Genomic DNA, 11,703 nt, shown 5'->3' with positions numbered 1-11,703 from the left:
ACTCCGGGGTGAACACCCGCCGCGACGGGCGCGGCGCGGGATCCGCCCCGGGCGCCCCGGACGACGAGCCGGACTGGTTCCTGGAAGGTGTGGACACGTACACAAGGATCTCCGATCCCGCCGCCCCCGGGTCAGCAACCCCGCGTTCACACGGGGTGTCTCACACCATCCTGACCAAGAGGGCCGAGGAGCCGTTCGGCGACACCAAGCAGGTACCGTGCGTTGGCGCCTGCGTCGACACGTTGGCGGATCGCCTCGGCAACAGCGAACATCGCTATCTTGTGGAGCAGTTGTACGCCCGAGCTGAGGAGCACCTTTACGGTCGCCTCCGGGTCCTCCAGCACGGCCGGCATCGCCAGATCTCTGACCGCATCGACCAGGGCGTGCTCGGGACTTGGGTAGGAATTGTCGCGTGCCCGAATTGACGGGCGAACCATGCCGCTGAAGTCGCGCTCGTCCCCGGCGTGGCCGGAGAACTTCGCAAAGTTGGCGAGCCAGCCCGCAACTGCCTTGAGTGCGTCCGCACCGAGCGCTGGCACCAGGCGTGGCAACTCCTCCTGGTACCAGTAGTCGTCCAGTGCAAGAACTGGCTTCTGCTTGAAGGGATCGTCAGAGACAGAGGGTCTCGGTGCGAAAAGGTTGTTCGCCAACCAACGACCCGTCTTGGTCTCACTGCCTTGAAGAAGCGTGATCGCAAACGACACAAGCTCCTCCGGGTCCGTTCGCCACCCGAATCCTTCGGGCGTCGTCGTCCACGCTTGAAGGAGCGGCTTGAGGCGGGCTCCTTCCGCAGCGGGAATCTTCGACCCGACCTCAAAGGTCGCGCGCCGCACCCACGCATTGTTGCTGCTCGCGAGGGAGAGCAGGACATCGACCACGTCGGTCGGCGCCTCTGGCGCAACCCGAGTCAGATATGAGATCTCAGGCCAGTACACGTCGCGGATATAGCCGTCGTCGGTGTTCTCTGGCTCAGGGGGGTTCGCGAACGCACCAGCCTCGAACAAAGGCCGGACCCACCGAGGATTCTCAAGACCTTCGTAGAACACCCTGCGCAGTTGGAACGTCGGTATCTTCAGGAGCACCGCTTGAACGTCGGCTTTGCTCGGCGTCTTGCAACTAATTACATTGCCGACCTCCCCCAGGGAGTTGATCTCGGCTAGCAGGTCATCTATCGAATGGCGAAGCGTGAAGAAAGCGGTAATGACTGCGTCGAAGAGCTCATCGAAAGCTGCCACGTGCGTACGCATAAGTTTGTCGCTCGGCAACTTCGACGACTCGGGTTCGTAATCCTGAAGGTGAGCCCATCTTACGAAGAAGCTGCGGGAACCCACCCAGCGCTTGACTACGAGGTGCTCACTGTTGCCGTCGTCCGTGAGCAAAGAGGCGACGTCGTCTCGACTGCGCCGCTTCTCTTGCACTGCCGTCTTGATCAGCTTGTCGAAGACTTCTGCAACGGCGCGTGAAACGGGGATGGATTCGCCGTCGGCATCAAGAGCCAAGCCCGGAAACCTCGCCAGCAAGTCCGGTAGCTCCTGGACCTGCTCTCCGCTCGATGGTTTGAGTCGGGGGCTCGCCGTGGTCCCCATTGCGCCCAGCACCCGGTTCATAACTTCGCGCATCGAATGACAGATGTGCGAGATTCGCGTTCGCTCATCGCCGACCTCGGCTGGCCTCGAGAGCAAGAGCAAGGCCACCCGATAAATGCTGGCGATGTCAGAACGTCTCTCCGCTAGCGCGGTGTAGATCCGTTGCTGCCGCTCATCCATAAATGTGACATCGGGAACCACTGGAGCCGTCATCCCCTTGCTCCGCTACGAGGTATGAAGGTATTCGTAATCGTTCGAATACCGACTCGCGAATTAGTCATTCGGCACCACTCAGCCTGAAGAATCGCTCGAAGAACACACCGAGGCGGGTCGGCGCACGTTGCTTCTGCTCGCCGTGGCCGCCGGCTGCGGAAAGCGCTACACAGGCGGGAGGATCTTGGTGTCGGCGGTGGGGTCGGCACCGATGCGGAATGCGTGTTCGATGAAAGTCCTGGTCGCCTCGAGGCTGGGAGTTTTCATCGACGATGATGATGGCGTCGAGTTCGGCAGCGCGCTTGGCGCCGACGAAGGCGCGCCGCCCCTCGCCGATCTCGTCGGACGCAGAGACGCGGTCAACGAAGTCCAAGATTACGTCCTTCTTGTTGCGCAACATCGGACTGGAGTCGACGGCTGCGGGGTTGGAGCGCGACGCGCAGGAACTTTGCACCGGCTTAGCGGGGAGCCCTTTTGCAAAAGAGCGCCCCGCCACGAGCCAACGGGCCAGCTACATCCCGCTCGTTGGGCAGCTCGGGGCAGATGAGTCTGATATTGGCCGCGTGGAGAGCTCTAACAACGCGGTCCGCCAGCGCACGATGTTCGGCTTCCTCGTCGTGTCCGTCCAAGATCAGCGACAGCCAGAGCCTGTTGTCACTTCGCACGATCAACCTTGGAAAGGACGGTACTTCGTCCGTCGAGACTCCCTCTGCCCTCAGGGCATTCTTGGCGTCGGCACCCAGATCGACCGCATTGCGGCGGTCGACTGTGCGGGCAGCCGCATACACGGCATCCGCGAGTCGAGCGACAGCGCCGGCAACGGCATCTACCGAGATGGTGTACGGGCCGAGAGAGATGGTCTCGATGGCGGGGTCGTACGCGAAACCCCAGAACTTGCTGGCGACCTCACGGGCTGGAGCGCCGCCGGCGACGCACCGCTTCTGCGGGCCATGGCCAGCCCCGAGCGCCCACGCCTCGAAGTGCATCAGAGCGTTTCGCACCTCGGTCAGCCCCGGCAGGGCTCGCTCGTACTCTTGCTTTGCCTGCCTGAGAGCGTTCAGAGCCTGATCGAGCCCGAGCTCCTGCAACCGGCCATCTACAAGCGGGACTGCGGCAAGAAGCTGCCGGAGAGCAAGGATGAGCTGGCGAGCGTCGATCTGACGCGAGCTGAACCACGAGATGCGGTGGTCGTCGGAATCGTGCATGCGCAACAAGGCAAGCTCTGCAGCACGCTCCCACCACTGGATCTCCGAGACCGCGATGGCCTCTGGATGATCTGCGGGTGACCAGTCGACAGCCGGATTCGTCACGGTCGGATTATCCTCGTATCCACCTTCGACATGCCACCCGATAAAGTGGCATGGGAAGTCGGCCAGGTTGGCGACTCAACTCGGCAAATCCGGTCGTCTCCGATGCGCTGTCAGCGGCATGCGCGGACGTCGTCGGTGTGGTCAGTGGTCTTCGGCGTAGTGGGAGTGCACGGCGGGCTGTCCGGTGTAGTTGGCGCCAGCGCGATCGTCTGCGCCGAGGTAACGGTACGGGAGGCGGACCTCACGGCGGCCGGTGCAGCTGATCCGCCGGCGACGGGGATCGTAGGAGAACCCGGCGGCGCGGAGTCGGGCGGTGAGGTGCCGCCCAGCGGGTCGCCCGTCAGGAAGCCTGATGCTGGCCAGGTCCAGGTCAGCCACGAGCCGGCCGGTGGGAGTCAGCCAGCCGGCCGCCCGGGTCAGCACGGCGAGCTTGTCTCCGACGTAGTGCAGTCCGTGCAGACAGGTGATCAGATCGAATGTCCGCGTTGGTGCCCAGTTGGCGACGGAGGCGCAGATCAGCTCCAGGTTCAGGGGTGGTGCCGGTACGGGATCGAAGGCGTCGACCAGGTCGACCCCGACGAGGAGTGTCCGCTCGGTCAGCCCTGCCAGGCGCAGCTCCCCGGCGGCCTGGATCAGCGCCCGACCAGTGCCGCAGCACAGATCCAACCAGCCGGCGGCTGCCGAAGGCTCGGCCCGGCCGGCGCCGACAAGGCCGGCGGCGAGAACGTCGAGAGGGTTGAACCCCAGCTCCCGCGTGTAGCTGTTCACCCCGGTCAGCTGCCGCTCGCGGTTCATGGCGCAGTTGGCCACCACCGCCGACCGCTCCAAGGCGTCGTTGCCTAGCAGTTCGACACTGGCGCGCTGGTCAGCCACGGCAACATCATTCCAGAGACAGCTCCTCAGACTGAACCCCCGACCAGCGGCAGTTCCGGATGGGTGGCCAGCGCACTCGGTTGCCGCTCTGTCGATGCCTGTGACACGGTGCAGATCCCCGACCCCCGCTCCGAGGCCCAGATGACGATCTACTTCTACGGTGCCGGCGAGGTTCCGTACGGCTGCTTCTCCAACTTCTCCGGCCACGGCTTCGACCTCGACGGCCACTGGTGGACGACATCCGAGCACTATTTCCAGGCCCAGAAGTTCCCCGGTACCCGCCACGCCGAACTCATCCGGCGGACGGCGACCCCGCTGCGGGCCGCCGAGCTGGGCCGCGACCGGTCCCGGCCACTGCGCCGCGACTGGGAACGGGTCAAAGACGACGTGATGCGCCGGGCCGTGACGGCCAAGTTCACCGCCCACGCCGACATCCGCGTCATCCTGTTGGACACCGGCAACGAGGAGATCATCGAGGACACCAGCACTGACCACTACTGGGGACGCGGCCGGAGCGGCACCGGCAAGAACATGCTCGGACGGATCTTGATGCGCACCCGCACCCAGCTACGCCCCGACCTCACCCAGAACGCCAACACCCAGGGCCGCCGACAGCGGCGATAGCACTGAGCGCAACCATCGCGAACGCGCTGTCCGCGGCAGATCCGGGTACCGGCGGGGCGGGCGCGGCAGAATGCGAAATCGGTTTCTGGCCGTCGCGGGTGATCCGCTGCCGGTACAGGTAGCCAGGTCACGGCGGACGCCGGGCACCCCGGGCGGGGGGCCGACGAACCGCGTCCGCGACGGGCCACATGCCGAAACGGGCAGCCCGCCTCGCCCTCTCTGGTAGCGGCGCGCTGATCTCGCCGGCGAAGTCGAGGAACTCACAATGCCCGGGCAGGGCCTGTCAGACCGACTTGTCTGGTACGTCCGACGGCTGGTCAGGTCACTGAAGGTCCTTGTTCGCACGCTTCGATCGCGGCGCGCACATGGTCGTCGGTGGTGTCGAATTGTCGTAATAGCGGTAACAGCGATGGGTCTTTGAGGTGCGCTGCTGCCTCGAAGATCAGGGTGCCCACGGTCGGCTGCGCCAGCAACTCGGCGACAAGTGGACGCACGTCGGCGTCCAGGCGGCGGGCCAGCGCCACCACGGCCTCGTCTCGAGCGTCGAGGTAAGAGTCGCTGGTCCGCGCCCACAGTGCCCGCCGTACGGCTTCGGAATCGGCGTCGGTCTGGGTACCCAGCCCGAACGTCGCCCAGTCACGGACTTGAGGTTCCGAGTCGGCACTCAGGGCGATCAAGGCCGCTACACCGGATACCTCGGGCGGGTCGCCCATGACCATCGGCAAATCGCCCGCGACCTGGCCTCGCACCTCGGCGTCGGGATGGGCTGCCAACGCCGTCAGTACGGGCAGGCCACGCGCGTCCTTCGCGCCACCGAGCGCCCGGACGATGCCGACGAGAACGTCAGAGTCATGCTCGTGCTTATATGCGTCGATCACCAGATCGGCAACGTTCACACGCACATGCTCGTCGCCCACCTGGGCCGCGACGGCAAGCAACTGGCACGCGACGCCACGAACGTCGGTCTCCTCAGCGGAAAGATGACGGCGAGCCAGATCCACGGCGGCCTGCGTGTCTGGTCGGACGATCCGCAACAGTCGTTCGTCGACCGCGTCACCATCGTAGGGTTCAGTCCGCCAGGCGAGTAAAGCCAGGCGAAACTGCTCGTCGACCTGCGTCATCACGGAAAGATACTGGCACAGCGCCGCAGGGGGCCGCGCCAAGTTTCCTACGCAGCGGTTGCCGGACCAAGCGGTTCGCACAATGCCACAGTGACGGAACGCATTCGCCCTGATTACGGGTTGTGAGTGGACCGGAGGGGATTTGAACCCCCGGTGGGGCAATAACCCGGCTCTGCCACCGGTCCAGACCCAGTATCGGTGTCATCCGGCTACCCGAGCAGCTGGGTTTCCGAGCGGCGTCCGAGCCCGATGTCAGCGGTAGAAGAGCGCGTGTGATCATGAGGGGGTCTTCGTCGACAGACTTCCCGATGAAACCGCAAGTGTGCTGCGGCGAGGTATGCCGTTGCGGGCGGACATCCGCGAGGCCATCATCAGCGCATGTTCGACTACCGCTGCCCAGATTGCGGCGCACCCCGTTCGGTCGCTGACGCTGGACGCGCTGGCGAGCCTTGCATGATGTGTGCGGCCGCGCTGACCTGGGAATCGCTGTCGTCGAACACCCGGCACTCGATCGATGCAGCGATCTGCCGAGGGCCAATGATCGGCCTTCTCGCCATGCGGGAAGCGACTCCGCCGATCCGGTTGCCACACGCGGTCGACCTGCTCGCCTTCCGTCATAACGCGGGAGTCGGAACTGAAGCCGCGCAGGAACAGTCGACTGGCCCCCCACAGGCCAAGTCAGCCGGAACCCACGCATGAAAAGACCGCGGTGAACGCTCACGGACAGCGAAGCGGTTCCGACCGAGCGCGCGGTCGGGTCGCGGCAGATGCGTGCATCTGACCATGGAAAACGAGCGTCTGCGCAGTGAGCGGACGCATTGTCGGTAGGGGGAAATTCGAGATCGGCGATGTTGCCGGTGTCAGGGAGTCGCCACGCCGCCCCGGCTGGACATGCCGACCGAGCTCCGCACCATGCGCCCACCGGGTGGCATGTTCCGCCCCGCCGCCCCGCCGCCCCGCCGCCCCGACGGCCGTCGCAGACGATTCACAGCGGCTGACGTTCGTCCTGGATCAGCAGTGAATATGCACGTGCAGTAGCACCGCGTCGGGTGGCAGCTCCATCAGATAGAGGTCCGTGAAGTGCAGGTAGTCACGGCGAAGTCGTAGGTTGTCGAGCTGGCCAGCAAGGCCCGGTGCGCTGCTGCCCATTAGATCGGGGTCGAGCCACTCACCTGAGAGCGTCAGCAGGCCGTCGGTCGCCAGCGCCTCGCGAGCGCGCAGAGCCATGAAATCGACCCGAGCCAGGCCGAACGAGACGACGGGATCGTCACCCCAGTTAGGGATCCGCTGGAACGGCGCGGTGGTAAAGCCGTATCTGTTCGCCACGGCCGCGAGAAGCGGTTGCGAGTGATAGGCCTGCCATGCCTCGCGCCCGAAGTAGTCGTGGGGTTCCGCCGAACTCTCAACGAAGTGGACAAGGGGGCGCGCCGGTGGAAAGGCGGCCGTCATCTGCTGCCACTCGTCCCACTCCCGACCGGCCGCCTCGGCGGCCGCAGTGCGGACAGCCCCCAGATCGAGCAGCGCCCGCGGCCCACCGTCGCAGTAACCCGGGCCCGTGTCCTCGGACGAGTCGCCGCGCACCAGCCGCAGATCGTCCTCATACCCGCCCACGACGGGGATCCTCGCGGACCAACCGATCCGGAGGCGGTCCCACCGCCCACCCCACTCATCGTCCGGGTCCTGCGGGGCATCCCGGTCGTACGGCCGCATCGCCGCGGCCAGGGCGACGTCGATCTCGCGGCGGTCCACCGGATCGAGACACACCGTAATGATCTCCCAAGCCATGCGGCTTCTCCTACTCCTGACCCGCCGCCGGGCAGGTGGCGCCATCATTCGGCGTCCTGAGTTGATCACTGAACATGCCGCCGACCCTACTGGTCGTGGCAGCGGCGGTAGCCGCCCAGCTATGCCGTCACGCACGGGTACGAGCCTCCGGCGCACTCAACTCGACAGACCGGCACACTCAAGCGGCACATCCGGACGCTCACGCAGGCTGGGCTCGCTACGGCCGACCGGCGACGCGCAGGATGCGGCATGAGAGTGTGGTGTTAAGAAGTCCCCTGGGGCGGTCAGGCAAATCCGCCGTTGCTGAACAGCAGTTGACCGTTGATCCACTGACCTTGTGGCGAGCACAAGAAATCAACCAGATATGCGGTGTCCTGTGGGGTGCTGAGGCGGCCGAGTGGTGTCTGCCGGATGCAGCCGGCCCTTCCCGCCTCTGTCATCCAGCCCGTGTCCACAGGGCCGGGATTGATGACGTTCGAGCTAATGCCGAGGTGTGCGAACTCGTGGGCCGCAGCCAGGGTGATGCGGTCGAGTGCGCCCTTGCTGGCGCCGTACGGCAGGTTTCCCACAGTATGATCACTGGTGAGGGCGATGATGCGACCGTCGCCGTGCCGGCCGCGGAAGCGCCGCCCGTGCTCACGAATCAGCAACCATGTCGCCCGCGCGTTAACGGCGAAGTGTCGGTCGAAACTCTCCACGGTGGTGTCGAGTAGTCCAGAGTCGACCGACTCGCAGTGGCACATCACCAAGGCGGTAACTGGGCCGAGCTTGCGCTCGGCCTCGTCATAGATCGCAGTGGGTGCCGTGGTGTCGGTGAGGTCCGCTTCTATGGCGGAGACGGCTGCGCCGCGCGCGGTGAGTGCTTGCGCGATTGCGTCGGTGGCCGCGGCTTCGATGCCCCAGCTCATGCGCTCGTCGTACGCGGTCCAGAAGGTGAAGGCGATATCCCATCCTGAGGCCGCCAGCTGGCTTGCGATGCCAGCGCCGATACCGGTCGTGCGGCCAACCCCCGTGATGAGTGCTGTCGGCCGGGACCCGCCGGACGTCGCGGGTGGAGTGCCGTCCGGTCTCTGCCCAGGGTTCGCCATGACGGGAATCCTCCTCGATCGCCAAGAGACCGCGCAATCGCCTTCGCTGCGCAGGCTCGATCAAGCGAATCGCCTGTCACAGAACGGCGCTCGCCCACAGATGCGGCAAGCTGCTTCGAGCTCTCCGGTTCCGGCTGGCCTACCTACGGCACGCCCTTGGCGTCACCGGCAGATAGGCACTCCGGTAGGCACAACCTCTCCGACTACGCCCTCATCTCGGCAGATCCGGTCGTCTCCGATGCGTTGTCAGCGGCATGTGCGGACGTCGTCGGTGTGGTCAGTGGTCATCGGCGTAGTAGGAGTGCACGGCAGGCTGTCCGGTGTAGTTGGCGCCAGCGCGATCGTCGGCGCGGAGGTAGCTGTATGGGAGGCGGACCTCACGGCGGCCAGTGCAGCTGATCCGGCTGCAGGGGTTGTGTCCGCTCGGTCAGCCCTGCCAGGCGCAGCTCCCCGGCGGCCTGGATCAGCGCTCGACCAGTGCCGCAGCACAGATCCAACCAGCCGGTGCTGTACGACATCATGCGTCAGCCCCCATGCTGCTCAGTTCGGCGAGGGCCCGTCGGCCGGCGACCGGTCGGCGGGCCCTCCGCCCGGTGGGGGTCAGCGCTTGTGGGCGACCGCGATCACGTAGTCGAGGTTGGCCAGCTCGCGCTTCATCAGGTCCTGGTTCTTCCAATGCGAGGCCATGCTCTTGCGCACGGCCGGCTTGACGGCGGCGCGGAAGTCCGGGTCGTTAGTCCGGTCGGCCATGTAGCGCCGCCAGCCCTCCCAGGTGTGGTCCTTGATGGACTGCACCTCGGGCCGGTCGAAGCCGGCGTCGGCGAGCTGCTGGGCGTACGTCTCGCGGTCGTGCCAGTTCTCCTTGGGGATGCTGAACTTGACGAAGCTCAGCGGGCCCGACTGGATGGCGGCCCGGACCACGTTCTCGCTGACCGGGATGATGTCGGCGGTGGCGAGGACGCCGCCCGGCTTGAGCACCCGCAGCGCCTCGGCGAAGAACGCGCTGCGCGGGTAGAAGTGGAAGGCCGACTCCAGGGCGATCACCTTGTCGAAGGTGGCGTCGGGGAACGGCAGCTCGGTGGCGCTGCCCAATCGGAAGTCGGTCCGGTCGGCGAGCCCCTCCTCCTGCGCCCGCCGCTGGGCCGCCTCGAGGTGGTGCGGGGTGATGTTGAGTCCGACGACCTTGCCGACGCGGCCCGAACGCAGCCAGCTGAAGTCCTGGTCGGCGTAGCCGAACCCGACGTCGAGGATGGTGTCGTCCGGCTTCAGGCCGGCGGCGTCGGCGAGCTTGCCGGCCAGCGCCTCGGCGGCGTCGTCGATGTCCGTGACACCGTCCTCCCAGTAGCCGACGTTCATGTAGTGGGTGCGGCGGGCCGCGAACTCCACGTCGGGGGCCTGGATCTCGTAGAAGCGCCGGACCCGGGTGACGGGGTCGGCGGTGAAGACGGTGCGGATGACCCTCGCCGCGATCTTCAGGTTGTCGAGCATGGTGCTCCTTCCGGATGGGTCGGCTGCTGGTCAGCCGCGCCCGACCTGCTGACGCAGGTCGTCGACGAGAGCGGGCACGGCGGCCGGGTCGGCCGCCGTGCCGAAGACGTAGAAGTCGGGCCGGACGAGCACCGCCGCCGCGTCGTGCCGCTTCAGGTGGGACAGGTAGACGTCGTCGAGGTCCTCGACCGTCGTCCCGGCGGCGGCGGGGGCGAGGGCGAGGGCTCCGGCGGGGACGACGCGCACCCGCCGGGCGCCGAGGGAGTCCAGGAACGCCCGGGCGTCCGCGTCGAGCAGTTCCGCGGGATCCTCGGCGCAGATCAGGGCGAAGCCGGTGCCGATGACGTCGTCGAAGAGCCCGGTGCGGCCGTCGACCCCGACGTGGCCCTGCGGCATCGGCTCGCCGGCACCGGGGCCGGGGGAACCGTCCGGCCGGTGCAGCACGCCGCTGACCAGGGCCTCCAGCAGGGACCGGGTCCGGGCGCGGGTGGTCCGGCGGCGCAGCTCGGCCAGCATGACCGAGTCCCGGCCCGCCGCGGCGGTGCGGTCCGTCTCGCAGATCACCGTCCCGGAGTCCATCGACATCCGGATGGCGTGCTGCACGTGCGCGCAGCGCTCCTGCTGGTACGTGTCGAGCAGCGCCTCGTCGGCCAGGCCCCGGTGCACCAGGTCCAGCTTCCAGGCGAGGTTGAGGGCGTCGCGGAACCCGGAGCTCATCCCCTGCCCCATGAACGGGGGCATCACGTGCGCCGCGTCGCCGGCGAGGATGATCCGGCCGGAGCGCCACCGGTCGGCGGAGCACGCCTGGGTGGTGTAGACGCCGTACCGCTCCAGGGCGGCGTTGTCCGGGGTGATGTCGAAGAGCCCGAGCAGCCGCCAGACGCTGTCGACGCTCTCGAACTCCTCCCGGCTCTCGCCGGGCACCCGCATGAACTCCCACCGCCGGTGTCCGGGGCCGGCGGACACGGCGGTGCGGGGCCGGGCCGGGTCGCAGACCTGGAGGTTGTTGGGCTTGAACTCGCGGGCCTCGTTCGGCACCACGTCGCAGACCAGCCAGTCGTGGGTGAAGCCGAGGTCGGTCACGGTGCTGCCGAGGTGTTCCCGGACGAAGCTGTTGGCGCCGTCGCAGCCCACCACCCAGCGGGCCGCCCGGACCTGCGGGCCGTCCGGCCCGTCGACGGTGACCTCGACCCGGTCGTCGTGCTCGGTCAGCGCCGTCACCACGTACGGGCGCAGCACGGTGACCCCGGGCAGCTCCGTGCCCCGCTCGGCGAGCACCGCCTCCAGGCCGGGCTGGTAGAAGGAGACCGAGTCGGGCCAGCCCATCGGCCCGTCGCCGGCGACCTTGACGTGCAGCAGGGTCCGGCCGAAGCCGTTCTTGAAGGTGTACTCCCCGGACGACTCGACGACCGGGCCGAGGCGGTCGGCGACCCCGGCGGCGGCCAGGATCCGGCTCGCCTCGCCGTCGTAGGAGACGGCGCGCGGGAAGTTGTACGGGGTCTCCCACCGTTCGACGGCTGTGACGGTGAGACCTCGCTGCGCCAGCAGGATCGTGAGCATCTCGCCCACCGGGCCGTAGCCCACGATCAGGACGTCGGTCATCAGCATCGGTATC

General features: G+C 67.0%; 10 protein-coding genes and 1 tRNA gene. 1 reads left to right on the top strand and 10 read right to left on the bottom strand.

Features of this window, described 5'->3' with window-relative positions; genetic code table 11:
• Positions 1–146 precede the first annotated feature (146 nt).
• From GVV04_RS29265 to GVV04_RS29250, 4 genes are all read right to left on the bottom strand, one after another.
• A complete protein-coding gene (locus tag GVV04_RS29265) occupies positions 147–1,694 on the bottom strand; it encodes a hypothetical protein (protein ID WP_161692240.1) in 1,548 nt (515 codons plus the stop codon).
• Between the two features lie 169 nt (positions 1,695–1,863).
• The gene (locus GVV04_RS29260) at positions 1,864–2,199 is read right to left on the bottom strand and encodes a hypothetical protein (RefSeq protein ID WP_161692239.1); all 336 of its coding nucleotides are present in this window, start codon (positions 2,197–2,199) and stop codon (positions 1,864–1,866) included.
• A gap of 58 nt (positions 2,200–2,257) precedes the next feature.
• On the bottom strand, positions 2,258–3,109 hold the full coding sequence (locus GVV04_RS29255; RefSeq protein WP_161692238.1) for a hypothetical protein: 852 nt from the start codon (positions 3,107–3,109) through the stop codon (positions 2,258–2,260).
• A 141-nt stretch (positions 3,110–3,250) separates the two neighbouring features.
• Entirely contained in the window at positions 3,251–3,982 is a 732-nt protein-coding gene (locus GVV04_RS29250; RefSeq protein WP_328822638.1) for a class I SAM-dependent methyltransferase, read from the bottom strand.
• Positions 3,983–4,090: 108 nt separating this feature from the next.
• Between GVV04_RS29250 and GVV04_RS29245 the strand changes: the two genes are divergently transcribed.
• Positions 4,091–4,606: an NADAR family protein gene (locus GVV04_RS29245; RefSeq protein WP_328822637.1), complete on the top strand. Its 516-nt coding sequence runs from the start codon at positions 4,091–4,093 to the stop codon at positions 4,604–4,606.
• Positions 4,607–4,923: 317 nt separating this feature from the next.
• Here GVV04_RS29245 and GVV04_RS29240 read toward each other — a convergent pair whose 3' ends face one another.
• The 6 genes from GVV04_RS29240 to mhpA form a co-directional block, all read right to left on the bottom strand.
• On the bottom strand, positions 4,924–5,727 hold the full coding sequence (locus GVV04_RS29240) for a HEAT repeat domain-containing protein (protein ID WP_161692237.1): 804 nt from the start codon (positions 5,725–5,727) through the stop codon (positions 4,924–4,926).
• A 127-nt stretch (positions 5,728–5,854) separates the two neighbouring features.
• Positions 5,855–5,912 (bottom strand) — tRNA-OTHER (locus GVV04_RS29235).
• Between the two features lie 826 nt (positions 5,913–6,738).
• Positions 6,739–7,512 carry a hypothetical protein gene (locus GVV04_RS29230; RefSeq protein ID WP_161692236.1) on the bottom strand — a complete coding sequence of 258 codons (774 nt, stop codon included), beginning with the start codon at positions 7,510–7,512 and terminating at the stop codon, positions 6,739–6,741.
• 284 nt (positions 7,513–7,796) lie between these two features.
• Positions 7,797–8,600 carry an SDR family oxidoreductase gene (locus GVV04_RS29225; protein ID WP_161692235.1) on the bottom strand — a complete coding sequence of 268 codons (804 nt, stop codon included), beginning with the start codon at positions 8,598–8,600 and terminating at the stop codon, positions 7,797–7,799.
• 600 nt (positions 8,601–9,200) lie between these two features.
• Positions 9,201–10,088 carry an SAM-dependent methyltransferase gene (locus GVV04_RS29220; protein WP_161692234.1) on the bottom strand — a complete coding sequence of 296 codons (888 nt, stop codon included), beginning with the start codon at positions 10,086–10,088 and terminating at the stop codon, positions 9,201–9,203.
• 30 nt (positions 10,089–10,118) lie between these two features.
• Positions 10,119–11,696: a bifunctional 3-(3-hydroxy-phenyl)propionate/3-hydroxycinnamic acid hydroxylase MhpA gene (mhpA, locus tag GVV04_RS29215; protein ID WP_161692233.1), complete on the bottom strand. Its 1,578-nt coding sequence runs from the start codon at positions 11,694–11,696 to the stop codon at positions 10,119–10,121.
• Positions 11,697–11,703 lie beyond the last annotated feature (7 nt).

Source organism: Micromonospora rubida, from assembly GCF_009908295.1.
GTDB classification, from domain to species: domain Bacteria; phylum Actinomycetota; class Actinomycetes; order Mycobacteriales; family Micromonosporaceae; genus Micromonospora; species Micromonospora rubida.
This window is presented reverse-complemented; position numbering and strand designations above follow the sequence as displayed.

Bases quoted from the DNA above. Each gene is read 5' to 3' on its own strand.
- GVV04_RS29260 (WP_161692239.1), bottom strand. From the start codon at position 2,199: ATGTTGCGCAACAAGAAGGACGTAATCTTGGACTTCGTTGACCGCGTC.
- GVV04_RS29240 (WP_161692237.1), bottom strand. From the start codon at position 5,727: ATGACGCAGGTCGACGAGCAGTTTCGCCTGGCTTTACTCGCCTGGCGG.
- GVV04_RS29230 (WP_161692236.1), bottom strand. From the start codon at position 7,512: ATGGCTTGGGAGATCATTACGGTGTGTCTCGATCCGGTGGACCGCCGC.
- GVV04_RS29225 (WP_161692235.1), bottom strand. From the start codon at position 8,600: ATGGCGAACCCTGGGCAGAGACCGGACGGCACTCCACCCGCGACGTCC.
- GVV04_RS29220 (WP_161692234.1), bottom strand. From the start codon at position 10,088: ATGCTCGACAACCTGAAGATCGCGGCGAGGGTCATCCGCACCGTCTTC.
- mhpA (WP_161692233.1), bottom strand. From the start codon at position 11,696: ATGCTGATGACCGACGTCCTGATCGTGGGCTACGGCCCGGTGGGCGAG.